Raw genomic sequence first — 26,646 nt, forward strand, 5'->3', positions numbered from 1 at the left:
GTTATACCCCGACACAAAACGAATATTTAGTAATGACAAATTTGCCCATCAATACATTGGTAGACCCGTGGAATCGCACGATCGATTATCTGCGAATAGCAGTGACCGACCGGTGCAATTTGCGTTGTTTTTACTGTATGCCTGCGGAGGGCATCAATTATTTGCCAAAGAAAGAATTGCTTACCTATGAAGAGATCATTCGTCTGGCGGAGATCTTCGCTTCTTTAGGGATCAAAAAAATTAGGCTAACAGGCGGGGAGCCGTTTCTCAGAAAGGATTTTATTTCCTTATTGACTAATCTTAAAAAAATCCCAGGTATCGAGGCCGTTCACATCACTACCAATGGTGTACTCACTCACCAGTATCTGGATCAGATGCAAGAGATAGGAATTGATGGGGTCAATTTGAGTTTAGATAGTTTAGATAAAGAAAATTTTTATAAGATCACTCGTCGAGACGAATTTGATACAGTGATGAAAACTTTAGGCGGATTGCTTGACCGAGGCATAGATACCAAAATCAATATGGTAGTGATGCATGGAAAAAATACGCAAGAAGTGGTAGCTATGGCTGGATTGGCTCGTCACCGAAAAGTCAGTGTACGGTTTATAGAAGAAATGCCTTTTAATGGTTCGGCACAGTCGGCTACACAAAACAACTGGAGCCATGTCAGAATTTTGGACGAGTTGAAGCAAGCTTTTCCTATGCTGACTAAATTAGATAGCCACCCCAGCAATCCAGCCACGTTGTATCAGGAACCAAGTCATTTAGGAAATATAGGTATTATCCCTGCTTTTTCGCGCACGTTTTGTGACGCGTGCAATCGTATTAGGCTTACTGCTACAGGTACGATCAAAAACTGTTTATACGACGAAGGGGTATTGGATGTCAAAGCGTTACTAAGAAGTGATCAGACAGATGACGACATCCAGCAAATACTAATAGCCACAGTTCAGAAGAGAGAAAAAGACGGGTTTGCCGCAGAAAAGAATCGGACAGTAGACCAAAACATTTCAGAATCCATGTCTTCCATAGGAGGGTAATTAGCTTACCTTCATGATTTTCATCATGCCATGCTCAGGCATAAAACTAAATTTAGAATCCTTGTATGCGTAAAATTTGATCCCCATCACGAGTATCGTAGAAGTATCAGTTGATATGTTGGTCGCTGTAGGGACAGACAATTGAGCCGTGAGAGGCTGTGTTGGAATACGGAGCACTGGTAGCATCGTGGTTTCGTAGATGCCTACTTTGCCATGCTGATCTTTGTTTATGATTGTGACTTGCTCACCATTTCTTTCAAAGGAAGAAACGGATACTAGACGAGCACATATTTTAAAGTTGGTGGCATCTACAGGGATGTTCAATTCCTTTTCAGGAATGAATGCTGGCAAGTGCATAATCATATGTCCTTTGTGGGACCCTTCTCTCAAACAAAACTTTGAAGTGACACCAGCTTCAAAGGTATTGCTTGTATTGAACTCAAATCCTTCAAGTGCTTCGTTCGTGTTTTTGATCGAAAGGTGCTTTTCTGCTTCACCAAAGCCTTTGTTGATCAATGAAGCCAAACGCTTGGAAGTGTAGGCTTCTGTCATTTCTTTCATTTCCTCGTCTAGTGCATTGAAAACTGCCTTGCTGATTAGTGTGGCGATACCATAGTTGTTTTTTTGAATGGATTCTTTGACTTCTGGTATGGGGGTAGTTTTTGTGTAGCGAGTCTCTTGTGGCTGGACTAGTGTACCTAGCCCTTCGCTGGAAAGTTGAAAGGTGCTACGCAATTCGAGGTTGTGTGACATAGTGGATTCTGGTTGATGTTGACTGCACTTCAGGTTGTGCAAGTATTTAGTTTTTTTCTCTACGACTAAGTTGTATAAATTAATTTAATAATACAAGTAGAAAGACCTTAATATCAGTGTGTTATGGGTTTTGTATTTCGATTTAGGGGGAACGCTGATTGAACCGTAGGTAAAGAGGAAATAGATTAGGGTATTTACCTATAGCCTAGTTGTGGGGTATCGCATGCAAAGAACTGCGCTTTGATAGGTACTGTTGCTGATTGGTTTTTCTTGATGGAAAAAGGAATTTTTTGACGTTGCAGAATGAGCTAGATCAAACGGTTGTAAATACCAATAAAATTGGATGAGCAGGTTTGTGTGAACTTTTGATATTCATCCGAATAAACAAAAGCATGTATTGCATGTTCGTCGAACCCGCTAAATACAAAAACATGGCTGAGTATAAAATCCATGGTTTTTAGTTGGCCTCTTCCTTTCTGAAAACCCAAAAGGGCTGACCGATGACCAATGAAATGAGGAAAGATTTCAAACGAAGCGGCCAGTGCTAGGAGTGATTGAAGGTCTAGCTCTTGTCGGCTTTCGCATACATGCACCAGGTATTTTAACCGACCAGTGTAGCGCAGAGAATGGGGGACGATGTCTTCTTCATTTTCTTTTTGCATAAAACCAAATTGGAAATATTTGATTGATGCATTTCTTAGTTTACTTTTCAATTGGAAAAAAGGAGAGGCCAGTAGGTCTAAAAAGCCTTGAGCATTTCTGTGCTGTACGATGAGCAACATGTCTCGTCGTAACCTGTCATTTTTTAGTAGCGTGCTGGTGAGTTTACCTTTAAATACTGGAGAAGCACCATGCTGCCTGAGTTGGCCAAAGGCCAATTGATTGTATCGTTCGTAGAGCCATGGTTTTCTCAGGTCAAACCAGTTGATAGCCCACATGGGATTGGATAGGTCGGTAGTTGGGTTGGCGCTGATAATTGAGGCACTAACTTGAGCAGTATATTTGACCGTGATGATTTTGTCTGGTGTCATAAGTACTTTTCTCTTAGAATTTGCGCCACTTTAGGTACGCCAGTACTCCCTTTTTCTTCAAACAGATGTAGACAAGGGTCTGATGCTAAATCAGGCATGCTAGGGTCTATAATATATTTGGGTGTGTCAGGCCTTGTTTGATGGATTAAGCCTGCTGCAGGGTACACTACGAGTGAAGTGCCCACCACCATGAAAATATCAGCTGATAAGGCTTCTTCTATAGCTACATCCATCATGGGTACCAGCTCTCCAAACCAGACAATGTAGGGGCGAAGCTGGCTTTCTTTTTCGCACTTGTCGCCTAAGTTTAGTTCCCATCCACTCATATCATAGACGAGCGATGGATCTATTGTGCTTTGTGATTTGAACAATTCTCCATGGAGATGAATGACGTTAGAAGATCCCGCTTTTTCATGGAGATTATCCACGTTTTGAGTCACTATTGTTACTTCAAAATCTTCTTCTAGCTCTGCCAATGTGAAGTGTCCTTGGTTGGGTTGAGCAGTGAGGGCTTGCTTTCTTCTTTGATTATAAAATTCAAGTACTAGTTCACGGTTGGAGGCCCAGCCTTCTGGAGAAGCGACTTCCATCACATCGTGACCTTCCCAAAGTCCGTCAGCATCTCTGAAAGTGCGAATGCCTGATTCCGCACTGATCCCTGCGCCAGTGAGTACAACTATCTTTTTCACTTTTTTCTGTTAAATATACCTAAATCAATGGTTTTAGACATTTTTGAATCACTTGCCAAGTACTTTCCACATGATGCTTCTGTACATAAGTTTGCCCAATGACCATGCGTAGGGTGTATTGCCCCTTCACTTTAGTATGCGTTAGGTAAGCATCTCCCGTAGCGTTGATCGCCGTTATCAGGTCGGCATTTAGTCGATCGAGTTGATCTGCAGAATAGTTCGCTATTATAGCTCTGAAGCAGACCACATTCAGTGTGTGATCTATGACCAGTTCAAAGTGTTCGTGCGCATCTATTTGCGTTACAAGCCAGTTTGCATAGCTAATATGCTCCCTCAGTCGGGACTGAATGCCTTCTACCCCAAAGTCTCTGATCACAAACCATAATTTCAAGGCTCGGAACCTGCGACCCAGCGGGACGCCCCAATCCCTGAAATCTTTGACCTTGCCTCGAGTGTTGGTTTTTAGATATTCAGGGAGGATTTCAAAAGTTTTGATGAGCGCGTCTACATTTTTCACAAAATAGATGGTGCAGTCGAAGTTGGTGAACATCCATTTGTGAGGATTGAAGACTAAGCTATCAGCTTTTTCAATACCCTTGATGAGTGTGTGGTATTCGGGAAGTAGCAGTGCGGTACCTGCATAAGCGGCATCTATATGCAGCCAAATTTTATGCTTAGCGCAAATGTCTCCAATGGCATCGATAGGGTCTATGGCGAGCGTGCCAGTAGTGCCTATTGCAGCAACTACTCCACATGGGGTGTAGCCGTTTTTAATGTCTTTATTGATGGCTTCTTCGAGTGCTTCGGGTATTATCGCCAATTGATCGTCTACAGCTACTTTCACTAAATTCTCAGTACCCACACCCAGTATTTTCACTGCTTTATCGATCGAAGAGTGAGTTTCCGACGAACAGTAGAACCTGAGCTTTTGTTTGTCAAACCCTTTGTGATTGATCGCCCAGTTGGTTTTTCGCTCTCGTGCCGACAAAAGTGCCGCAAGGGTAGCCGTAGAGGCAGTGTCTTGGATGCAGCCCGTCCATTGGTCTGGGATGTGCATAAGTGGCTTCAGCCAATTGATAATCAACTCCTCGAGTTCAGCTGCCGCAGGAGATGTTTCCCAAATCATACATTGCGCACCCAATGTGGAGGTTAGCATTTCTCCTAGTACGGATGGGTAGCTTGAGTTGCTAGGAAAATAGGCATGAAAATTAGGGCTTTGCCAGTGCGTAATGCCTGGAAGAATGATGTTTTCGAAGTCTTTAAAAACCTCTCCAAACGGTTCTCCTTTGGTAGGGGGTGTGGCAGGGAGCTGGCTTAATATTTCTCCGGGTTTGGACTGAGATTTTACAGGGTAATCTTCTATGTTTTCATAGAAGTCTGCCATCCAGTCTACTAGTTTGTGAGCTTCTTCTCTGAAAGATTTTTTATCCAACATATTCATCATTTTTAGAAAGACAAAACTAAACGTAGCCACGCGGCAATCCATCCAAAAAATTATTAAGTTTCATAATGTTTGAAAATGAGGGGGCGGCCTTGGGTTATAAGAAGCTATAAGGAGAAGCCACTTTTAGAAAGATTTCAAAGGGTTAAAATCTGGTTAAGGGTTGTCAGACGCCATCAGATTTGCCTAAATTGGAGGTCTAAACAATCTCATTAATCTGATGAAAAAATCAACAATTGTATTTGCAATGGTGCTGACCATTTTGGGCTGTACACCAAAGGAAAATTTTCAAGAAGCCTATGACAGTATTTCTGAAGAAGGCTTAAAGACTCGAATCAAAGCGTTGGCTTCTGATGAATTTTTGGGTAGAATGCCCTTCACTGAAGGGGAAACCAAAACCATCAACTATCTCAAGGGCGAATTTCAAAAGCTGGGCTTGAAGCCAGGTAATGACGATAGTTACTTTCAAGAAGTACCTCTTGTAGAACTCACAGCTACTGTTGACCCTCAAATGAAAATTGCAGGAGGTGATGCCGATATTGCGCTCAACTACTGGGATGATTTTGTGGCTCTTACTCGACGAGTAACGGATAGTGTAAGATTGGAAGATTCAGAATTGGTTTTTGCAGGCTATGGCACCATCGCCCCTGAGTATGGTTGGAACGACTATAAAGAGCTCGATGTGAAAGGCAAGACCGTGGTGGTACTGATCAATGACCCTGGGTTTGGTACAGAAGACAAATCCTTTTTCAAAGGCAATGAAATGACCTATTATGGTAGATGGACTTACAAATATGAGGAAGCCGCCAGACAAGGTGCTGCGGGGATTATTATCATACACGAGACAGCGCATGCCAGTTATCCATTTGAAGTAGTGCAGGGTGGCTGGTCAGGAGCCAATCTCTACCTTGAAAACCCAGACAATAATGAATCTCGGTGTGTAATAGAAGGCTGGATTTCTGAGAATAGTGCAAACAGAATTTTCGCCAATATGGGTATGAAAGATTATAATTTCTACGAAGAAGCCCGACAACGAACATTCAAATCATTTGCCTTGAATCAACGGTTGTCTGTAGGGTTGAAAAATAAGATCAAGCGATCGAAGTCCAACAATGTGATTGCGAAATACGAAGGCTCAGAGCAGCCAAACGAAACCATTATTTATAGTGCGCACTGGGATCATTTTGGGGTGGGTAAGCCAGTCAATGGGGACTCTATTTACAATGGTGCCGTAGATAATGGCACTGGAGTAGCGGCAATTGTTCAAGTGGCTGAGGCGTTTGCCAAACTGAATGTGCCAACCAAGCGATCCGTCGTGTTTATGGCCGTGACGGCTGAAGAGCAAGGGCTGCTCGGCTCTGCACACTATGCAGTCAACCCTATCTACGACCCTGCCAAAACTGTAGCCAACCTCAATGTAGATGCTATCCGACCAATCGGCCGAGTCAATGATTTTTCTATTGTGGGCTATGGCCAATCCGAACTTGACGATTATGCTCAGCGAGCAGTGGAGAAACAAGGCAGATACATTACCCCAGATCCACACCCAGAGTCGGGTGGTTTTTTTAGGTCGGATCATTTCAATTTTGCGAGTATAGGTATTCCTGCATTATATGGCAAAGGAGCCACAGATAGCGAAGCCAATGGCAAGCAGTGGGGAGAAGAGCAATACAAAAAATATACGAGTGAAAATTATCACAAACCATCCGATGAATACAGCGAAGACTTCAACGCAGAAGGGGTGAAACTCGATGCTCAAGTACTTTTTGATATTGGGTATACATTGGCTAATGAATCTGTTTTCCCAAAATGGAAAGAAGGTTCGGAATTTAAAGTGATTAGAGAAGGCAATAACTAGAATAATATGAGTTGATTGGGTTATTAAACAATCAACTCTTTTTTTACCCATAAACATTATCCCTATGAGAAACGCAATTCCCATTTTGGCGGCGGGCATGTTGGCTATAGCCAGTTGCCAGTCTCCAGATCAAAAAATCGCTATGAATACTGAAAATCCATTATTGTCCGAGTGGCGTACGCCATTCGGAGTGCCACCGTTTGATCTAATCAAAAATGAACATTACTTACCCGCTTTTGAGCAGGGCATGACAGCACACAAGGCGGAGATAGATGCGATCGTCAATAACGAAGAGGCGCCAACTTTTGCCAATACGATGGAAGCAATCGAGAGAGCAGGTGCTTTGCTCAACAATACTTCGAGGGTGTTTTATGCCGTAGCAGGTGCGCATACCAATGATGTGTTGGACTCGGTTCGTACAGTGGTTTCTCCCTTACTTTCGCAGCATTATGACTATATCAACCTCAATAAGGGGCTGTTCGAAAGAGTGAAAGCTATTTATAATCAGCTCGATGAGTTGGGGCTCCATGCGGAGCAAGAGCGACTGGTCAGCGAATCATACAAAGATTTTATCCGTTCAGGAGTAGCGCTCGAAGGTGAAGAAAAAATTCGACTGCAGACAATCAATAGCCGGCTCTCTGAACTTACGACTAAGTTTGGACAAAATGTGTTGGTTGAAACTAACAACTTTGAAGTGCATACTTCTAACCCTAAAGATCTAGGCACTTTGACAAGCAGTTTGGTGTCATTGGCGGCAGCCGAGGCGACAAAAAGAGGGCACGATGAAGGCTGGTCTTTCACACTACAGCGCCCAAGTATCAATCCGTTTTTGCAGTATTCGCCTAATCGGGGATTGAGAGAAAAACTTTTTCAAGGTTACGCTATGCGCGCCGATAATGACAACGCCAATGACAATAAAGCGATCATCGAAGAAATTGTACGCTTGAGGGTAGAACGAGCTAATTTGTTGGGGTATCAAACGCATGCAGCGGTACGTTTGTCATCAAGTATGGCACAGACACCAGAGGCAGTGTTGGGCTTTATGGATCAGGTGTGGCCAGCGGCTTTGAATTTAGCGAAAGCGGAAAGAGAAGCGCTCACTAAAGAGATGAAAAAAGACGGAGTAGACGATGTGTTGCGAGGATCGGACTGGCGGTATTATGTAGAGAAAGTACGGAAGGCCAAGTACAATTTTGATGAAGATGTGATGCGCCCGTACTTTGAGTTTACGGCGGTTAGAGATGGTGCGTTTGCTTTGGCAAATAAGCTTTTTGGAGTTCAGATCAAGGAGCTAGCAGACATGCCCAAATGGCACGAAGATCAGCAAGTATTTGAGGTGCTCGAAGCGGATGGTACCCACATAGGTGTGTTGTATATGGATTTTTTTGCCAGAGACAGTAAGCGAGGCGGGGCGTGGATGAATTCGATGAGATCGCAGTCCAAAATGGATGGGGTAGTTACGCCTGTGGTTACAAATAATTTCAATTTTCCTGCACCAGCGGCAGGAGGGCCGTCTTTGCTGTCATTTACAGAATCACAAACTTTATTTCATGAGTTTGGTCATGCCTTGCATGGTTTGTTTTCTAACGTGACCTATCCTTCACAATCGGGTACGAATGTGCCTCGTGATTTTGTGGAGTTTCCGTCGCAAGTGATGGAAAACTGGATGAGCGAACCAGAGGTGTTGAAGTTGTATGCCAAGCATTATCAAACGGGAGAAGTGATCCCTGATGAACTGGTGCAAAAAATGAACGAGGCCAATGCATTCAACGAAGGTTTTAGGACGGTGGAATACATGTCTGCAGCTTATTTGGACATGGCGTGGCACTCACTCACTCAAGCAGACCATGTGGAAGCCAGAGCCTTCGAGAAGCAAGCCATGGATCAAATGGGTTTGATTGACCAGATCTTACCTAGGTATAGAAGTGGGTATTTTAATCACATATTTTCGGGAGGCTATTCGGCGGGTTATTACAGTTATTTGTGGTCGGAGTTGTTGGATGCCGATTGTTTTCAGGCATTCAAAGAAACTGGCGATTTGTTTGATCAGGAGACTGCTCGCAAATATAGAATTTTACTTAGCAAAGGAGGCTCGCAGGAGGGTATGGATTTGTATCGTGAGTTTAGAGGAAAGACGCCAGAGATTGGGCCTTTGTTAGAAAAGAAAGGATTGAAGTAATTGTGTAAATGTTCATTCCGAAAGGGATTAGTTTAGCTTCCTTTTCGGAATGAATGAAATGGCACGACTGTGGTGTTTTAGCTATGTTATATACTTGCAAATTCAAAATAATGACTCTCTATGCTTAGGCAGCAGGGTTGGGGAAATTGTCCGATTCGTCTTCTCCTGAGCGCTTATGCAAGCATTGGAAATCCTTTTCTACTAATATTCTGACATTCGACTGGTCGGCGTTTTCAAACCCTACCAGTTCGGTTTGTATCCAGTCATCTGCCAAAGCTTTTGGTACACTGACAGTGATATTTTCGCCATCAAAATTCACGGATACTTCGGCATCATTATTAGAGGCTAATCGATACGTGAGTGATCGCTGTCCAAACTGAATTGCATCACCTACTTGACCTGTTTCACCAAATTGAGTTACTTCACTTTGGCTGAGTCTTAGTCTGACGAAATTGCCGTTGATTCTGATTTTCATATCCTACTGCTTTACTTGTTGAGTTTCTAAAATTACATTTTCTTTTCCTGAGTAGATATTAAATGAATCTTTTTTCAAGAATCCAATGATTGTGATGTGCTGTTGCTGGGCTAGTTCGATGGCCAAACTCGATGGTGCGCCGAGTGCAACAATAGTTTTGATACCAATCATGGCTGATTTTTGAACCATTTCGAATCCCATTCGGCCACTGAGCCAGAGTATTTTATCTGAAAAATCCATTTGTCTCATGCCACACACACCAATAAGCTTGTCGAGAGCATTGTGTCTACCTATGTCTTCTCGTAAGATCAAAAGCTTGCCCTCTTGATCGAATAGCGTGGCAGCATGGAGTCCTCCGGTATACTTGAAAGTATTTTGATGTGCTTTTAGTTGATCGTTAAGATTGAGGATCATGTTTTGATGAATTTGTGGAGAAGTGCCCGAAGGAGTAGGTAGTTCACTCGAGATCGCTTCGAGCACGGCTTTGCCACACACCCCACAGCTCGATGTGGCGTAAAAATTTCGCTGGAATTTTTTGGGGTCAAATAAAATCTCGGTGTTTAATTCTACTTTTAGCGTGTTTTCGGGGTGTTTGGCTTGCATACAGTATTTGGCAGCAAGTATGTCTGTATTTGATTTTACGATGCCTTCCGACAATAAAAAACCTCTAGCCAGCTCTTCGTCTGCGCCTGGCGTACGCATGGTGACGGCTAAGGAAAACTCCTTTCGTTGAGTGCCTAGGCCATAGCCTACTCGGATTTCTAAGGGCTCTTCGCGTACGATTAGGTCGTTGACTTCTGTTGTCTTAGTGTTTACCTTTAGTATTTTGGCTGTAGATATGCCTAATGTGCTCATGCGTGTACAATTTGAAGGATAAAGTTAATGAGCTTGGGCATAACTATTCAATCAATCCATATCTTTGAAATTCAATGACTGAAATACAAATCAAAGTAGTGGCTTTTGGTATCGCTAGAGATATCATCGGAGGTAGGGGGGTAGATCTAAATCTGGCTTCAGGCTCGACAGTCGCCCAGGCTATGAACCTGCTGAAAGATAGATATCCAGCTTTTGAGCAGTTGGCTTCGCTGCAGTTAGCCATCAACGAAGAATATGTGCCTTCGGATCGTGAGATTCTGGCTGGTGATGAATTAGTACTTATTCCACCCGTGAGTGGCGGTTGAAACCTTAAGGAAAAGCAATGATTGAAATTACCAAAGATAAGATAGAGGTAGCGAAATTGATCGCTGCTGTATCAGATGAAGGAGCTGGTGCTACAGACGTGTTTGTAGGTACTACGAGAAACAAAACTTCTGATAAGCCCGTCGTTAAGTTGGATTTTGAAGCTTACGAACCGATGGCAATCAAGGAACTCCAAAAGATAGTAAATCGAGCCAAAAGCCAATGGCCAATTTTAAAGTATGCTATCTCGCATCGAGTGGGAGTAGTAGAGATCGGTGAGGAGGCGGTAGTAATAGCTGTGTCTACACCACATCGCAAGGCGGCTTTTGAATCCTGCAAATTTATAATCGACGAACTCAAAAAGACGGTGCCTATCTGGAAGAAAGAAATATTCGAAGATGGCGATGTCTGGGTTGCTGCACATCCATAATCGGAGTTAACCCAAAATCTTTAGTGCCTCATTATACTCTTCTGGCGTATTTACATTTTTCAATACAGACGCGTCGTCTAGGTGTATCATTTCAATGTCTTCGTTGATCAAAACTTTGCGTGGGCAAGAATATCCCAAACTCAAGTAATGCAACAGATGTCCATATGCCTTGGGCTCCCAAAGCGTAATCAATGGCTCGGGAAAATCCGTTTCAGGATTGTAAAAAGCTGTCGCTATTTTCGATGGGTTTCGTTTTGAGGTAAGGAGTGCCAGAGTCTCTTTGGTGAGAAAAGGCTGGTCGCAGGCTGTCACTAGCCATGCCGCATTGGGATCGGAGCGGAAGGCTGATAAAATGGCGCCATAAGGTCCAAGACCCGTAAACGTATCTGCAATTTGATTGCTGGTGCCGTTTGTCAATTGATCAGCTCTAACTGAATAATAGGCTTCGTCGGTAGTTTTTGTTAATAAGTCAAACATAAAATCCTTTTGACTTTTACCGAAATAGTTGATTTCACTTTTGTCTCGCATCATTCGGGTGCTTTGCCCTCCAGCGAGCACAAGACCTTTTATATTGGGTGCCGACAGTTTCATCTCTCTTTGGAGAAAAGCATGAATGCCATGGGTATCGTCTATACTGAGCTGAGGGATGTTGTCGAAATCAAATAGGTGCGTTTGGATATAATCAGGCGCTTCTACTTCTTCTATTTGAAAGAGTATCAGCGCCACGTTGGTGAGCTTGTGAAGTTTTTTCTCCAGAGACTTTCTAGAGTCGATGACCAAAATTTGCTTCTGACCTTCGAAATGATTGCCATTGACGAGTATCAGGTCTTGGTCTGCAAATTTGCGTTTATAGTCAAATGGAGTGAGTTCACCCATTTGATCGAACCGGTGAAAATCAATCTTATCAACGTACTCTAAGTGGTTGCCGTACTGTAGCGAACTACCGTCGAGGCTAGAGGCATCGTCTGCGCTTTTGTGGTCGGCATCTACGTAGGCGATTTTGTGCTGACTGGCTAGTCCTTCGCTGATTTGCTTGGCTAGTTTTTTTATTTCCCCGCATGGGGTGCCTAGTATGGCATATTCATTTCTGCCGAATGTGCCCAGGTCAGGACGAGCAATTTTTGCGTGTTTTTGATGTTTTTTAGCCATTGTGTTTGAAGTCTTTTTTGCCGCCTGTTTTAGCTATAAGTCTGGTTTCGGTGATTACTATATCATGAGAGAGTGCTTTGCACATGTCATAGATTGTGAGTGCTGCTAGTGAAGCTCCTGTTAGGGCTTCCATTTCTACGCCAGTTTTGGCTGATATCCATGAGGTACATTCGATCTCTACTTCGAGTCCATTTACTTTGATGGCGAAGTCGCAACCGTCTAGTCCGATCGGGTGACACAGTGGAATCAACTCTCCTGTTTTCTTGGCAGCCATAGTGCCAGCTATGATCGCAGTCTGAAATACAGGGCCTTTTTTTGAGTGAATTTCTCCCTCTTCTAGTCCTTTCATAATCTCTGCAGTCAGCCGTACGATACTTCGTGCAGTGGCCGTACGTAGGGTGATTTTTTTGTTAGATACGTTGACCATTGCAGGGTTGTTGCTAGCATCTATGTGAGAAAATTTTTCGTTTTTCATCTTTCTTAGTGAGATAGGAGGAGAGTTGTTTTTAATTTACAAACGAGTGATAAAATTAGAGAATCTGATATGATATCTGTAGATGAAGCCAAGAATATTATTGATTCACAGTCTATTCAGTGGGGGGCTATTAGCCTGCCTATAGAGGAGTGTATGGGCGAGGTGCTTGCAGAGGACATCTGTGCGGATCGAGATTTTCCTCCGTTCGATCGGGTGGCGATGGATGGTATTGCGGTTAGTTTTGATGCTTATGCTACAGGGTGTCGCACCTTTCAGGTACAAGAGGCACAGTTGGCAGGAGTGCCTGCTGTTTCGCTGAAAAGCGATCGATATGCCATAGAGATAATGACAGGAGCAGTATTGAGTGGCAATTGTGATTTGGTGATCCGTTATGAAGACTTGGAGTTTTATGAACAAGATAGGACTAAGTGGGTGAGAGTTTTGGATGAAGGAGCCAGCCGATGGAAAAATATACATCGTCAAGGCAGTGATCAGCAAAAGGGAGAGTTATTGATTGCAAAAGGTGTGGTAGTTACTGCCGCTGAGGTTGCTATCATGGCTACTGTGGGGCGTAGTATGGTATTGGCCAACAAGAAGCCAAAAGTCGCCATAGTATCTACTGGTGATGAGTTGGTGGAAGTAGCCGAAGTGCCATTGTCTTATCAGATCCGAATGTCCAATTCAATAGCTATACAGGCTTCATTGTGTCAAGTTCGTATACCAAATCAGCGTTTTCATTTGCCAGATAGTAAGGAGCAATTGCAGGCTAAGGTGGAAACAATTCTACAGGAATTTGATATAGTTCTTTTAAGTGGTGGCGTGTCTAAAGGAAAGGCGGATTATTTGCCAGAAGTGTTAGAAGTACTGGGTGTAAGGAAGATGTTTCATAGAGTAGCCCAAAAACCAGGCAAGCCGTTTTGGTTTGGGATGCATACAACAGGCAAGCCAGTGTTTGCTTTTCCGGGCAACCCTATTTCTACTTATCTTTGTTTTAGGGTGTACTTTTTGCCATTCCTTATGCAGAGACTGGGAAGTCCAATGCATGAGAAATGGGCACTTTTACAGGAGGAGGTGACTTTCAATCCTGATTTAGGGTATTTTGTACAGGTTAGGAGTGAGGTCAGGCCTGACGGCACAGTGGCTGTTTGGCCTGAGACAGGTAATGGTTCAGGGGATTTGGCTAATTTGGCTAAGAGTGATGCCTTCTTATATCTGCCTGCTAAACAAAGTAGATACCTAGTGGGCGAATTCTATCCGTATTATTCGTTTGATATATCTAGTTTGGCGTAGATCAGATCTGCCGTTTTGAATGGGTTGAATGAGGCCATCTCTTCTTTACATCCTAATAGACTTAGGAATAAAACGTAAAACGAGAAGCTAAATGCAAATCTTTTGTAACGTACTAAGTTATTCATCTCCAAATATTTATATTCTCCCAACCCTCTTTCGTTTGGGCTCAAACGAAATTGATTGGTTTAAACATAATATTTTTCCCTAATAAGATAAATGCTGCTGCGTATTGATCAATACGCAGCAAAAGTACAGTGCCTAGGCATATTCACCAACTTTTATGTTGGGATATATCTCAGCGTATGTCTTGATTTGTTCTTGATTGATTCTTCTATACACGTGATGCCTTTTGATTTTACCGATAGCATTTACTCCAGTTGCTCCCATAAACTCGACAAAGCTATTGACCGTTTCATTATGAAATTTGGCTACACGCACTTTTTTGTCGGTAACATTAAGTCCTTTTATCAAATGATTTTGTTGGGTGGCAATTCCTGTTGGGCAGTGGTTGCTATGGCACTCAAGTGCTTGTATGCAACCCAAAGCTAGCATCATGCCACGGGCACTATAACATGCATCAGCACCTAGAGCAAAAGCTCTGAAAACATGAAATCCAGTGAGAATTTTGCCTGACGCAAGGACTTTAATTTCCTTTTTTAAATCATACCCTCTCAAAGAGTCGCAAACAAAAGCAAGTCCGTCTCTAAGTGGCATTCCGATACTGTTGGAAAATTCTAGGGGTGCAGCACCTGTGCCTCCTTCACCACCATCTACAGTGATAAAGTCTGGTGTAATGCCTGTGTTTTGCATGGCAATGCACAAATCAGTGAATTCAATTTTATTACCAACACAAAGTTTAAACCCTACAGGTTTCCCATCAGAAAGATCTCTTAGTTTTTTGATGAAATGCATCAATTCTATTGGATTGCTAAATGCACTGTGCGCAGGAGGTGAATCTACTCTCGTATGTGGTTCTACGGCACGAATAGCTGCTATTTCTTTGGTGTTTTTAATGGCAGGAAGGATACCGCCATGGCCTGGTTTTGCGCCTTGAGACATTTTGATTTCAATCATTTTGACCTGCTCTTGTGTGGCCTTTTCTTTAAACATGTCCTCGTTGAAAGTACCATCTTTATTGCGGCAGCCAAAGTACCCTGTGCCAATCTGCCAGATTAGATCTCCTCCGTGTTTAAGGTGAAACTGGCTGATGCTCCCTTCTCCAGTATTGTGTGCAAAGTTGCCAAGCTTGGCTCCACCGTTTAGAGCTTCAATTGCACGATTGCTCAAGGCTCCATAGCTCATGGCGGATACATTGAGGATGCTAGAGCTGTAGGGTTGTTTGCAGTCAGATCCACCGATCAATACCCTGGGGTGTTCGTCTAACTCAGTATGGTTTATTGGGTGCATGGAGTGGTTGGCCCATTCATAGCCATCCTGGTAGACGTCTATCTTAGTGCCGAATGGATTGGTAGAAAGTGCTCCTTTTGCTCTTTGATATACAATAGAACGGTACATTCGATTGATGGGAGCACCGTCTGTTTCTGATTCGATGAAATATTGATAAATCTTGGGCCGAAGATCCTCCATGACATAGCGTAGTGCGCCGAGTACAGGGAAGTTATTTCTTAAGGTATGTTTTTTGTCTAAAAGGTCGGAAATACCGAGGGCAATAACAGGCCCAACTAGCGCAAAACTCCACCACACCCAAGGGAAATATAACGAGAGAATAATGAGGGCTAGGGAGGTTACAATGGCAAGTCCAATGAATTGATTTCGCATAAGTAGAGGTTATAAATGATTAAAGTCAAATTAGTCAAATTATCCCTCTCATGCACAAGATGTGCGGAAATTATATATAATCGAGTTAATTTCAAAATAGATGCAACCCTACTTAAATTAGGTAGTCTATAAGTTAGAATTTCGATAATCATTGGAAATAGGAAATAAGGACATTCATTATCATTTGGTAGAGGCAGCAAAGTGCCAAGACCAAGCAGCTCAATTTGAACTTTACAACTTGTATGTAAAAGCTATGTTGAATGTGAGTTATCGGATTGTGAATGATCGTGACGAAGCTGAAGATGTGATTCAGGAGGCTTTTATCAATGTGTTTAAAAACATTGATAAATATAGAGGAGATTCTACTTTTGGAGCTTGGGTCAAGCGTATTGTTATCAATGCATCGATCAATGTACTCAAGAAAAGGAAGTTGGATTTTGTGGAAATGGAGCAGGCAGATGGCGCTATAGATGAATCGGAAGAGGAGGTGGAAATAGCCTTGGATTTGTCTGCTATCAAATTGACCATTCAGGAACTGCCAGAAGGTTTTAGAACTGTGTTGACGCTCTACCTGTTGGAAGGTTACGATCACAAGGAAATAGGAACAGTATTAGGTATTACAGAGTCGACTTCAAAATCGCAGTTTAATCGTGCAAAAAAAAGGTTGAGGGAGATTCTAAAAGAAAGATATCAGTATGAAAGATAAATTAGAAACATTCATTCAATCGCATCGGGCCGAGTTCGATGATTTGGAACCAAGACCAACTACCTGGCACAAGATCCAACAGGAATTGGCACCAGTCCAAGCGAAGAAGGAGTATGCTTGGTTGTGGAAGGCGGCAGCAATTGTATTTCTGTGTATCTCTGTGGGCTTGGCTATAGAGCGAACTATGCAGACAGCGACGAATACCATGCCCGTAGCTCAGCAGACCACGAAAAATCCATCTGCAGAATTGAGAGAAGTGGAAGGCTACTATACCCAACTCATTTCACAAAAGCGAGCAGAAATTAAAAGTGTGATTGCTCAAAAGGGACTTGCAGATGTTGATCTTTTGGAGGATATGGAGCAGTTGGACCAAATGTATGCCAAGCTTAAAAAGGATTTGAAAAAAAACCAGAATGATGAGCGAGTGATCAATGCCATGATTCAAAATCTACAATTGAGAGTTGAAATTCTAAGTAAACAATTGAGGGTTTTAGAACGAATAAGTAAACACGAGAAAGATGGAAAAATTAGCGTATAGCCTTGTTATAGGGGTGGTCTCAATAGGACTGCTTGTACAGACGGCAGTAGGAGGTGGGTTGGACTACGAAAAAAGTCGTGAAATCTCGAAGAGCTATCAGGTAAACTCGGAGGTGAAGTTGGAAATCAGCAATACCTTTGGTCGGGTACATATCAATACCTGGGACAAAAACGAAATCACGGTAGACATAGAAGTGATTGCTAGGATGAATAGTGAGAGCCGAGCACAAGACTTGCTGGATAAGATCACAATAGATATTGAACAAAGCCCATCACAGATCTCGTTTGATACCCGTCTGGGTAAACTGAAAAACAGAGATAGAGAGGAATTTGAGATCAACTATCAGGTGAATATGCCAAAAGCTAATCCGCTCAAATTGAAAAATAGCTTTGGTGCCAACTATATTGGCAATCGCACAGGAACTAACGAAATCGACATCTCATACGGAGAACTACGAATCGAAGAACTGCTGGGTGAGACGGATATCAAAATCTCGTTTAGCGATGGGTTTATTCAGAATATTCAAAAAGGGGAATTGGAGATTAAGTATTCTGAAGTAGACATAGAAGAACTCGGCATGGTCAAGATGGAGCAAGGTTTTTCTGATGTGGAAATAGAAAAAATAGAAACCATAGATCTGACTAGCAAATATGGAGATATGGAGATAGGTACGGTAAAAGGGATCAAGGGCTATGTCGGGTATTCGGATTTTTCCATTCGTAGGCTAGAAATAGAGATGGACATAGAATCGGCCTATAGTGGCGATTTTACAATTGATGAAGTGGCTAAGGGTTTTAGTGAGATCTTGATCGATGGTAAGTTTGGAGACTACCGTATATCCTTCGAAGACGGTGCTAGTTTCAAGTTTGATGTGGCCTTGAGTTTTAGTGATTTCAGTTACTCTGGTCTACCATTAGATTTTGATTATAAGATCAAAGAGGATTTTAAAGCACAATACAAAGGAAAAATGGGCAACGGACAGTCAGGCTATATCAAAATAGACACCAGTTACGGAGACGTTCGGTTCCGATAAAAAAACAACAACTCACAAACTCAATTTGCGTAAGATGAATCTTATGCACAGATTGAGTTTTTTTATTCTCGCCTTCCTTATTTATACGTTTCTTGACTACTACGTCTTTCAGGCGGTTAAAGTAGTAGTAGCTCATTTTTCCTCAATGGGAAAACTATTAATCTATGTGCTTTATTGGTCACTCACCGTTTTTTCCTTTGCAGCCTTATTTGCTTTTGGTTTGGTAGACCCTTCTAAATATCACAACCTTCGTGTTTTTTTGGCTACTGCAGTGTTTATGAATGTTTTGGCAAAACTGGCTGCAGGTCTTTTTGTATTTGCCGATGATATCATTCGACTTGGGAGGTATGTATATCAAGGGGTGTTTCAAAATGGAGTGCCTAACCCAAGTGCCGAAAACGGGATGTCTCGTTCCGATTTTTTATCAAAATCTGCACTGATTGCTGGGACTGTGCCTATTGCGGCGATGAGTTATGGTATCATATCAGGAGCTTACGACTATCGAGTACGGAGGCGAACGGTCGCCCTGCCCAATTTGCCCAAGGCATTTGATGGTATTCGAATCGGACAACTATCGGATATCCACAGTGGTAGTTTTTACAATAAAACTGCTGTGCAAGGAGGTGTAGATATGCTCAATGCCGAAAAGCCGGATTTATTCTTTTTTACAGGCGATTTGGTCAATAATGAATCGAAAGAAGTGGCTGATTATCTTCATATTTTCTCCAAAGTACAGGCCCCTGTAGGTAAATTTTCTGTTTTGGGTAATCACGATTATGGAGACTACAAAGCATGGGCTTCCTCATCAGAGAAGCAGAAAAACCTAGCTCAACTCATCCAATCACACAAAGATATGGGCTGGGATATTTTGCTCAACGAGCATCGTTACCTTGAAGTAGACGGAGATCGATTGGCCATTTTGGGTGTAGAAAACTGGGGTGCCAGAGGTTTTGCTAAATATGGAAATCTGGCCAAGGCGACCCAATATGTAGAAGCCGACACTAAAATCTTATTGTCGCACGACCCGAGTCATTGGGATGCGCAAATCAGGCCTCAATATGGAGATATTGACCTTACTTTGGCGGGGCATACGCATGGGTTTCAGTTTGGAGTAGAGATCGGCAACTTTCGGTGGAGTCCATCGCAATATTTATATAAGCAATGGGCAGATCTCTACACAGAAGGCAACCAGCATTTGTATGTCAATCGTGGCTTTGGTTTTCTGGGCTATCCAGGTCGAGTGGGTATATTGCCAGAGATTACTATTTTAGAGTTGAAAAGAGGATAGTATTTTCCTTTGTATTTAATTCTTGATTTTTTGAGCAATCATGCAATCTTATTTGTTGGATCTGAAATATAATCGTAATATTGCGATATAATATTTTCAGATTATATAAAACGAGCAGGTATACACTATGAAAATCTACGAATCCTTACGTGAGACTATCGCTTCATTGAAGCCAGAAGACGTAACAGAAGAGCGTAAGCAAACTTTGCAGCCATTAGTTGCTTATATCCAAGAAAAAGTAACGGCCAAAGAAGAAATTAGAATCAATTTTATCTGCACGCACAACTCCCGCAGAAGTCATTTGTCTCAAGTCTGGGCACAGACCATGGCTGCACATTTCGAAATTGCCAACGTGTTTTGTTATTCTGGAGGCACAGAAGCTACGGCGCTTTTTCCAGTAGTGGCCGAGACTTTGAAAGAAACAGGTTTTCAAATACAGACTTTGTCTAACGAAAACAATCCCGTGTATAGCATCAAGTATTCAGATAATGAACATCCAATCATTGGGTTTTCGAAGAAATTGGACGATGCTTTCAATCCGACTTCTGGATTTGCAGCGATCATGACTTGTTCGCAGGCAGATGGCGGGTGTCCATTTATCGCTGGCGCGGAAAAGCGGATTCCGATTACTTTCGACGATCCTAAGGCATTTGATGGTACACCACAACAAGCCGAAAAATATATGGAGCGCAGTATGCAAATCGCTACTGAGTTATGTTATGTCTTTTCTCAAATCAATTTATAAACATGGAATCAGGTAAAAAATTAAGTTTTTTAGATAACTATCTTACCCTTTGGATCTTTTTGGCGATGATATTGGGTGTAGGTATTGGGTATTTTGTACCCTCTTTTCCTATGAAGATCAATGCCATGAGCAGTGGGGCTACCAATATACCGATTGCCATAGGGCTGATTTTGATGATGTATCCTCCTTTGGCCAAAGTAAATTATGCGCTACTGCCCAAGGTGTTTCGTAATACTAAAATCTTATCGATATCGCTGATTCTCAACTGGGTGATAGGGCCCGTGCTGATGTTTGTATTGGCGATCACATTTCTTCGAGATTATCCAGAGTATATGGTGGGTTTGATTTTGATAGGTCTGGCTAGATGCATCGCGATGGTGCTCGTATGGAATGACTTGGCCGAAGGGAGCAGCGAGTATGGTGCTGGTTTGGTTGCGCTCAATAGTATTTTTCAGGTCTTCGCCTACAGTTTTTATGCATGGATATTCATTACTATACTACCGCCGTATTTCGGATTCGAAGGTGCGATTGTAGATATATCGATAGCGACGATAGCAGAGAGTGTGGCTATTTATCTGGGTATACCATTTTTGTTAGGTATTCTGAGTCGTACCTTTTTAGTGAAATGGAAAGGAGAGTCTTGGTATCAAGAAAAATTTATTTCCACTATTTCTCCTCTCACACTTATCGCTTTGCTGTTTACTATCGTCATCATGTTTTCGCTCAAAGGCGAGTTGATTGTAGAAATTCCTATGGATGTGCTAATTATAGCTGTTCCGCTACTGGTATATTTTACCTTGATGTTTATCATTGGATTCTTTTTTACCAAAGCCATGGGTGCTACCTATGACAAAACAGCTTCAGTGGCTTTTACGGCTGCGGGCAATAATTTTGAATTGGCTATTGCAGTATCGATTGCTGTCTTTGGGTTGAATTCAGGGCAAGCCTTTGCAGGGGTAGTAGGGCCTTTAGTGGAGGTGCCAGCACTTATATTCTTAGTCAGAATGTCCTTTTGGTTGCGTAAAAAATATTTTGGAGCGGTCGAGGCTTAAGGCTTCGCCGCTTATGGCTATCTATTTTTGATAGAGTACTTTTCCATTCACGATGGTGTATTCTATTTCAGTGGTCAAAATCTCTTGTGCAGGTACTTTCATGATGTCTTTAGAGAAGATCGTGAAGTCTGCCAACTTGCCAATTTCTACAGAGCCTTTGATGTTTTCTTCGAAAGCACCATAGGCATTGTTGATCGTGTAGGCTTGTAGGGCTTGCTCCCTTGTCATGCGCTGGTCAGGTTCGTAGCCATTATCGGGTTTTCCATCTAGTGTTTGTCGGGTCACAGAGGCATAAAAACTGGCCAATGGATTGACTGGTTCCACGGGGGCGTCAGTGCCGTTCATTACGTTAGCACCTCCTTCGATCAAGGACTGCCACATATAGGCACTTTCTACAATTCGGCGTTCACCTAATCGATCGATGGCCCATGAGCGATCGGAGCTCATGTGAATGGCTTGCATAGATGGTATCACGCCAAGTGCCCCAAATCTGATAATGTCATCTGGGGCAACATGCTGTGCGTGCTCGATTCTAAACCTAGGGTTAGTCTTTGTAGTGTCGGATTTCAATACGATTTCATACATGTCCAATACTTCATGGTTGGCCCGGTCACCAATGCAGTGGGTGCAAATTTGGAATCCATTTTTGGTGCCTTGTTCGGTTACTCGCATGATGTGATCTGCAGGAGTGATTCTTAAACCTTGTACGCCAGGGGCATCGGTGTAGTCTTCTAATAACAGAGCGCCTCTAGATCCCAAAGCACCGTCCGCATATAGTTTGATCGACCGGATAGTCAAAAAATGATCGCCAAGGCCAATTTGAGGACCTGTAGTATACCATTCTTTTAGCAATTCTTTTTGACTGCCATCGAGCATCACATATAGTCTGATTTTAAGTAATCCATTTTTTAAGAAAGATTCGTATAGGTCTATTGTCTTTTGTCCCACACCTGCGTCATGAAAACTGGTAATGCCATTTTTAAGACAGGCTTCTATCGCCATATTGAGCATTTGTATACGACGCTCGTCTGATTCTTCGGGTACTACTTTTTTTATTAGGTCTTGTGCCGTTTCGTTTAGCATTCCAGTAGGGTTTCCTCCTAAATCTTTGTAGATATCTCCTCCATCAGGGTTTGCTGTTTTTTTATCTATCCCAGCTAGTTTCATGGCTTTTTCATTGGCTAGCAAGGCGTGTCCACTGGCATGACGAAGGAGTACGGGGTTGTTAGGGGAAATGTCAGAAAGCTTGTGATGGGTAGGGAAGCCATCTATCATGTTTTCGGGAAGAACAAACCATTTGTCTTGATGCCAGCCTCGGCCGATAATCCATTCTCCTTTTTTTGCTGTTTCTACTTTGGCTTTTACTAGTTCTACTATTTCGTCATAGCTTCTGGTATTCATTAGGTCGAGATTGAGCAGGTTGGCACCTATGCCCATCAAGTGTCCATGCCCTTCTATAAAGCCAGGGGTTACTGTTTTGCCTTCAAGGTCTATAATTTGAGTGGTGTCTGCTACCCATTGGTTGGCATTCACGTTGTTGCCTACATACACGATTTTTCCATCAGTCACTGCTACTGCTTCGGCTTTGGGTTCTGTCTGGTTTAATGTATATATGTTGCCATTAAAAAGGACTAAATCAGCCTTTGGGTGCTTGTCTGTGCACGAAAACTCAAGACATATAGCTACTAGGGCTATCAGATGAAAGGTAGAGCGCATTTTGCTGCTTAAAATTTGAACTAATCAAAAGGGTTAGAACATTAAGTTTACCATTTTTGTGGCTAATAATCAAAAAAATATTGAGCTACATTTAAAACTCAAAGATGAAGGTATATACAAAAACAGGAGACAAAGGAACGACAGGACTGCTTGGAGGTACTAGAGTTTCAAAATCGGCTTTGAGAATAGAGTCTTACGGGACAGTAGATGAGCTCAATAGTCATATGGGTATGGTTCGAGATCAGCCAGTTAATGCCTCACTTGTAGATGAATTGATAAACATCCAAAACACACTTTTTGTGATTGGGTCACATTTGGCATCAGATCCTGAAAAGTCTAAGGTGGTGATTCCTGATATAGAAAATAGTCAGATTGAAAAATTAGAAAAAGCTATTGATCGCATGGATGCAGAATTGCCTGAAATGCGAAACTTCGTTCTGCCAGGTGGACATATATCGGTTTCTACTGGTCATATTGCCAGGTGTGTGTGTAGACGTGCAGAGCGAATTGTTACTGGACTAGCAGCGCAGGAACCAGTGGAGGATGGTGTGACTATATATTTAAACAGGCTGTCTGATTACTTGTTTGTGTTGTGTAGATGGATGACACATCGCCTTAATGCACCAGAAGTACCCTGGAAACCTTGAAAAAAATTATAGCCTATTCAATAGTCAAATTCTTTATACGACAAGTATTAGAATGTCATTTTCATTAAATTTGCTATAATCAATGCCAAAAAAATAAATAGCAAAAAGATGACTGAAACGGCAGAATTTGAAATTAAGAAAATCGCAAAATCGCGAATAAGTGAGGTTGATTTTAATGATATTCCATTTGGAAAAGTCTATGCAGATCACATGTTTGTGGCTGACTTCGAAGACGGTGAATGGAAAAACATGAGAATAGAGCCTTATGGTAATCTATCGATTAGCCCTGCCAATGCAACTTTACACTACGGTCAGTCAGTTTTTGAGGGTTTAAAAGCGTATAAAAATAAAGCAGGTGAAATTTTGGTTTTTAGACCAGAGGCCAATGCCAAAAGAATGATCATCAGCGCGGAGCGTATGTGTATTCCGCCGATATCAGAAGAATTTTTTATGACGGCTTTGCGTGCTTTGTTGAAGTTGGACAGTGCTTGGATTCCTGGATTGGCAGATACGTCACTTTATATCAGGCCTGTCATATTTGCGGATGATCCGTATGTGGGTATTCGGCCGTCGTTGACCTATAAATTTCTCATTTTTACAGCACCAGTGGGTGCTTACTACTCTGAACCAGTCAATGTAAAAATTGAAACAAAATACACCAGAGCAGTTGCGGGTGGCGTAGGCTATGCCAAGACTGCGGGCAACTATGCTGCATCTTTGTACCCTGCGTTGCAGGCACAAAAGGAAGGATATCACCAGTTGATATGGACAGATGGACAGACTCATGAGTTTATCGAAGAAGCAGGCACTATGAATTTGCTGTTTTTGATCAATGACACTTTGATCACAGCACCTACTGGAGATTCCATCCTGAATGGTATTACCAGAGATAGCGTGCTGACTTTGGCCCGAGATTGGGGAATGAAAGTAGAAGAGAAAAGGTTGAGCGTGAAAGAGCTCGAAGCTGCCTTGAAAGCAGGGGAGGTAAAAGAAGCCTTTGGAGCAGGCACAGCGGCTACTATCGCTAAGATTCACAAGATCGGTTATAATGGTACTGATTATGTGTTGCCAGAAGAAAAGCCATTGTCTGACAAACTTTTTGATACGTTGGACAAGATCAAATTAGGAGAAGTAGAAGACACACACGGGTGGGTGTGTAAAATGTAATGCCAGCATTACGATATGAAACAAAAAAGTCCCAACCTATGGGACTTTTTTATGCTTTACATTGAAGTATTTTGTTTGTTCTTGAAATCTAAAAATTGACTCGGGCAAAAGCCATCCTTTCGACAATTTCAAATCCTCTATAGCGAGCTGGGTGCCATTTAGGGCCGTTTAGAAGGAGTTGTTTTGCATGATCGTTTAAGGTGGGGTGCAAGCTTCTAGTGACTACTATTTCGTGAATACTACCATCTGTTCTTACACTAAATTTCAGCTCTACATAGTCTTGAAATTCATCTGATTTCATTTGATTATTGGACTCAAAGTACTCAATCAATTTCTCAAACCCTCCTTCTGGATATGGCCATTCGGTTTGTTCATCATATCGATATACGTTGCCAAGTGTATCATAAGAAATGCCGTAATCAAGATCACCTTTATTGTGATATTCTATGAAATAAGGTTGGCCGTCTTCATAATATGCTTCATGTATGCCATGATTCAGACCTCCCTCAATTGTTCTTTTGTATGCAGTAGTCCCATTGCTATGAAAACCAATATCGATGCCTTTGCCATCTTTAACTAATTGATTTCCTAGAGAGTCAAAAATATTTACGATATAGGAATAATTGCCAATATATTTGATTTCGGATGCCAGCTTATTTCCAGAATAATAGTATTCCCACTTACCAACATTTTCATCGTTTTTAAAGCAGCCAGCTGATGAAATTGTCCCATCTTTGTTGTAATAAATGAATATACCCTGTTTGAGACTTCGATGGTAGGTGCCAGTCATCTGAGGAGTATCATCGACATAGTAGTCTACAATTTGTCCATGCCAATTGTTTAAGCTATCCTTTGTGCCTATTCTGTAATATTTGGCTTTATAGACAAGTGGGGTTGGATCCCAATTTTCATCATAGTACTCTCTTTCCTGTTTTAGACCTACATTATTGATGTTTATTACTTTACTGTTATCATCATTATAATTGAACCCTAGGGCATATTGAGGTCTTGCAGCGCCCATCAGTTTTTTATTGATGTACAGTATGCTATCCTTGTACAGATAAGAGTCATTCTCTAATAATTTCAAGAAATAATATATTTGTTGAGATCTATAATTAAAGAAATTATTAATAATCGCAGTATCCGACTGTAAGGCTAGTGGTAGATTTTCTATTCTTGAAAATTTGATTTTAATGGAATCAGGTAAGTTTTTTACTACGTTTATTTTTTCGGCTTGCTCTTGATGACTGAGATAGTCTGAGTTTAAGGCAGATCGGATATGACCGTCTTTGAGTTGCATATATTCGTAGGCTTCATAATATGTGCGCTGCGTCTGAGGAGCTATGAAGTAAAAAAATGCTGGCAATACCCAAAGGAGCCATTTTGAAATAGAAAATTGCTGAATATAGGTGAGTGAATAAACGCCCAATCCACCAAAAAAGCCACCGAGGTGAGCATACTGATCAATATTGAGTCGTTGGCCGATGCTGAGATTGATAATTAGAAAGACAATGAAGTTTATAATCATTGATTTTTTTTCAGCTTGTTTTCGTTTCCATTCATCCCAAAATTGATAGGCATAAAGACCGAATATAGCTCCACTCGCCCCTACGCTAACAATGAATAAATTCAAGTAGCAACTTGTAAGAGAAGCAATGACTCCGGAGAAAAAGTATAAATTTATAAATTCCCAAAAGCCAATTCTTTCTTCGATAATCCTCCCGATATAAAACAGGCTATAAATATTAATTAATAGGTGGAAAAAATTGCTATGAAGAAAAAGGGAAGTAATTAATCGATGGGGCTGGTGAGCCAAAGAATATGGAGCAAAATTAGCGCCTTCAGAAAGGAGACTGATATGAGTTATTTCATCTGATTGAAAATCAAATGAGATAATATTGATTAGGATTAGTAGGTAAGTTCCTTTGTGTGCTTTTAAGTTTTGTAGGCTTAGTTTAGGTATAGCTGGTTTTGCCATTTACT

At 41.8% G+C, this 26,646-nt stretch carries 25 protein-coding genes; 14 read left to right on the plus strand and 11 right to left on the minus strand.

Going from position 1 to position 26,646, the window contains the following annotated elements; all coding sequences use genetic code 11:
* The first annotated feature begins 32 nt into the window (after positions 1-32).
* Entirely contained in the window at positions 33-1,043 is a 1,011-nt protein-coding gene (gene moaA, locus N7E81_RS11445; RefSeq protein WP_263049722.1) for a GTP 3',8-cyclase MoaA, read from the plus strand.
* Here moaA and N7E81_RS11450 read toward each other — a convergent pair whose 3' ends face one another.
* The 4 genes from N7E81_RS11450 to N7E81_RS11465 all read right to left on the minus strand — a co-directional run bounded on the left by N7E81_RS11450 (position 1,044) and on the right by N7E81_RS11465 (position 4,951).
* A complete protein-coding gene (locus N7E81_RS11450; protein WP_263049723.1) occupies positions 1,044-1,796 on the minus strand; it encodes a hypothetical protein in 753 nt (250 codons plus the stop codon).
* A gap of 308 nt (positions 1,797-2,104) precedes the next feature.
* Positions 2,105-2,827, minus strand: a complete 723-nt coding sequence (locus tag N7E81_RS11455; RefSeq protein ID WP_263049724.1) for a hypothetical protein — start codon at positions 2,825-2,827, stop codon at positions 2,105-2,107.
* Positions 2,824-3,516, minus strand: a complete 693-nt coding sequence (locus tag N7E81_RS11460; RefSeq protein ID WP_263049725.1) for an SIR2 family NAD-dependent protein deacylase — start codon at positions 3,514-3,516, stop codon at positions 2,824-2,826. Before N7E81_RS11460 ends, N7E81_RS11455 begins: the two co-directional genes overlap by 4 nt.
* Before the next feature lie 19 nt (positions 3,517-3,535).
* Positions 3,536-4,951: a pyridoxal phosphate-dependent decarboxylase family protein gene (locus N7E81_RS11465; protein WP_317624040.1), complete on the minus strand. Its 1,416-nt coding sequence runs from the start codon at positions 4,949-4,951 to the stop codon at positions 3,536-3,538.
* A 226-nt stretch (positions 4,952-5,177) separates the two neighbouring features.
* Here N7E81_RS11465 and N7E81_RS11470 point away from each other — a divergent pair, with 226 nt between their 5' ends.
* Together N7E81_RS11470 and N7E81_RS11475 are read left to right on the plus strand one after the other, a co-directional pair.
* Positions 5,178-6,815 carry a M28 family metallopeptidase gene (locus N7E81_RS11470; RefSeq protein WP_263049726.1) on the plus strand — a complete coding sequence of 546 codons (1,638 nt, stop codon included), beginning with the start codon at positions 5,178-5,180 and terminating at the stop codon, positions 6,813-6,815.
* Between the two features lie 64 nt (positions 6,816-6,879).
* Positions 6,880-8,994 (plus strand): M3 family metallopeptidase, encoded by a 2,115-nt coding sequence (locus tag N7E81_RS11475; protein ID WP_263049727.1) that lies wholly within the window; start codon positions 6,880-6,882, stop codon positions 8,992-8,994.
* A gap of 124 nt (positions 8,995-9,118) precedes the next feature.
* On the opposite strand, the gene N7E81_RS11480 is transcribed toward N7E81_RS11475, so the two are convergent.
* The gene (locus N7E81_RS11480) at positions 9,119-9,469 is read right to left on the minus strand and encodes a DUF7009 family protein (RefSeq protein WP_263049728.1); all 351 of its coding nucleotides are present in this window, start codon (positions 9,467-9,469) and stop codon (positions 9,119-9,121) included.
* Positions 9,470-9,472: 3 nt separating this feature from the next.
* Positions 9,473-10,324 carry a formate dehydrogenase accessory sulfurtransferase FdhD gene (gene fdhD, locus N7E81_RS11485; RefSeq protein WP_263049729.1) on the minus strand — a complete coding sequence of 284 codons (852 nt, stop codon included), beginning with the start codon at positions 10,322-10,324 and terminating at the stop codon, positions 9,473-9,475.
* A gap of 74 nt (positions 10,325-10,398) precedes the next feature.
* Between fdhD and N7E81_RS11490 the strand changes: the two genes are divergently transcribed.
* Together N7E81_RS11490 and N7E81_RS11495 are read left to right on the plus strand one after the other, a co-directional pair.
* Entirely contained in the window at positions 10,399-10,650 is a 252-nt protein-coding gene (locus N7E81_RS11490) for a MoaD/ThiS family protein (RefSeq protein WP_263049730.1), read from the plus strand.
* A 17-nt stretch (positions 10,651-10,667) separates the two neighbouring features.
* Complete coding sequence (locus tag N7E81_RS11495) at positions 10,668-11,078, plus strand: molybdenum cofactor biosynthesis protein MoaE (protein WP_263049731.1); 411 nt, start codon at positions 10,668-10,670, stop codon at positions 11,076-11,078.
* Positions 11,079-11,084: 6 nt separating this feature from the next.
* Here N7E81_RS11495 and N7E81_RS11500 read toward each other — a convergent pair whose 3' ends face one another.
* Both N7E81_RS11500 and moaC read right to left on the minus strand, forming a co-directional pair.
* Positions 11,085-12,227, minus strand: a complete 1,143-nt coding sequence (locus tag N7E81_RS11500; RefSeq protein ID WP_263049732.1) for an NTP transferase domain-containing protein — start codon at positions 12,225-12,227, stop codon at positions 11,085-11,087.
* Positions 12,220-12,702 (minus strand): cyclic pyranopterin monophosphate synthase MoaC, encoded by a 483-nt coding sequence (gene moaC / locus N7E81_RS11505; RefSeq protein ID WP_263049733.1) that lies wholly within the window; start codon positions 12,700-12,702, stop codon positions 12,220-12,222. Before moaC ends, N7E81_RS11500 begins: the two co-directional genes overlap by 8 nt.
* Before the next feature lie 69 nt (positions 12,703-12,771).
* On the opposite strand from moaC, the gene N7E81_RS11510 reads away from it, so the two are divergent.
* Positions 12,772-13,992, plus strand: coding sequence for a molybdopterin molybdotransferase MoeA (locus N7E81_RS11510; RefSeq protein ID WP_263049734.1), 1,221 nt, complete (start codon positions 12,772-12,774; stop codon positions 13,990-13,992).
* Between the two features lie 258 nt (positions 13,993-14,250).
* On the opposite strand, the gene N7E81_RS11515 is transcribed toward N7E81_RS11510, so the two are convergent.
* Positions 14,251-15,771 carry an FMN-binding glutamate synthase family protein gene (locus tag N7E81_RS11515; protein ID WP_263049735.1) on the minus strand — a complete coding sequence of 507 codons (1,521 nt, stop codon included), beginning with the start codon at positions 15,769-15,771 and terminating at the stop codon, positions 14,251-14,253.
* Between the two features lie 151 nt (positions 15,772-15,922).
* On the opposite strand from N7E81_RS11515, the gene N7E81_RS11520 reads away from it, so the two are divergent.
* From N7E81_RS11520 to arsB, 6 genes are all read left to right on the plus strand, one after another.
* Positions 15,923-16,477: an RNA polymerase sigma factor gene (locus tag N7E81_RS11520; protein WP_263049736.1), complete on the plus strand. Its 555-nt coding sequence runs from the start codon at positions 15,923-15,925 to the stop codon at positions 16,475-16,477.
* Positions 16,467-17,015 carry a hypothetical protein gene (locus tag N7E81_RS11525; protein WP_263049737.1) on the plus strand — a complete coding sequence of 183 codons (549 nt, stop codon included), beginning with the start codon at positions 16,467-16,469 and terminating at the stop codon, positions 17,013-17,015. The genes N7E81_RS11520 and N7E81_RS11525 overlap by 11 nt, the downstream gene beginning before the upstream one ends.
* Entirely contained in the window at positions 16,996-18,048 is a 1,053-nt protein-coding gene (locus N7E81_RS11530) for a DUF4097 domain-containing protein (protein WP_263049738.1), read from the plus strand. Before N7E81_RS11525 ends, N7E81_RS11530 begins: the two co-directional genes overlap by 20 nt.
* Positions 18,049-18,193: 145 nt before the next feature.
* Positions 18,194-19,336: a metallophosphoesterase gene (locus N7E81_RS11535; RefSeq protein WP_317624041.1), complete on the plus strand. Its 1,143-nt coding sequence runs from the start codon at positions 18,194-18,196 to the stop codon at positions 19,334-19,336.
* A gap of 127 nt (positions 19,337-19,463) precedes the next feature.
* A complete protein-coding gene (locus N7E81_RS11540; RefSeq protein ID WP_263049740.1) occupies positions 19,464-20,081 on the plus strand; it encodes a low molecular weight phosphatase family protein in 618 nt (205 codons plus the stop codon).
* Between the two features lie 2 nt (positions 20,082-20,083).
* Positions 20,084-21,133, plus strand: coding sequence for an ACR3 family arsenite efflux transporter (gene arsB / locus N7E81_RS11545; protein ID WP_263049741.1), 1,050 nt, complete (start codon positions 20,084-20,086; stop codon positions 21,131-21,133).
* A gap of 21 nt (positions 21,134-21,154) precedes the next feature.
* On the opposite strand, the gene N7E81_RS11550 is transcribed toward arsB, so the two are convergent.
* On the minus strand, positions 21,155-22,849 hold the full coding sequence (locus N7E81_RS11550) for an amidohydrolase (protein ID WP_263049742.1): 1,695 nt from the start codon (positions 22,847-22,849) through the stop codon (positions 21,155-21,157).
* A 104-nt stretch (positions 22,850-22,953) separates the two neighbouring features.
* Here N7E81_RS11550 and N7E81_RS11555 point away from each other — a divergent pair, with 104 nt between their 5' ends.
* Complete coding sequence (locus N7E81_RS11555; protein WP_263049743.1) at positions 22,954-23,496, plus strand: cob(I)yrinic acid a,c-diamide adenosyltransferase; 543 nt, start codon at positions 22,954-22,956, stop codon at positions 23,494-23,496.
* Positions 23,497-23,604: 108 nt separating this feature from the next.
* Positions 23,605-24,663 (plus strand): branched-chain amino acid aminotransferase, encoded by a 1,059-nt coding sequence (locus N7E81_RS11560; protein ID WP_263049744.1) that lies wholly within the window; start codon positions 23,605-23,607, stop codon positions 24,661-24,663.
* A gap of 88 nt (positions 24,664-24,751) precedes the next feature.
* Here N7E81_RS11560 and N7E81_RS11565 read toward each other — a convergent pair whose 3' ends face one another.
* The gene (locus tag N7E81_RS11565; protein WP_263049745.1) at positions 24,752-26,641 is read right to left on the minus strand and encodes a rhomboid family intramembrane serine protease; all 1,890 of its coding nucleotides are present in this window, start codon (positions 26,639-26,641) and stop codon (positions 24,752-24,754) included.
* Between the last annotated feature and the right edge of the window lie 5 nt (positions 26,642-26,646).

This window comes from Reichenbachiella carrageenanivorans (assembly GCF_025639805.1).
In the GTDB taxonomy this organism is placed as follows: domain Bacteria; phylum Bacteroidota; class Bacteroidia; order Cytophagales; family Cyclobacteriaceae; genus Reichenbachiella; species Reichenbachiella carrageenanivorans.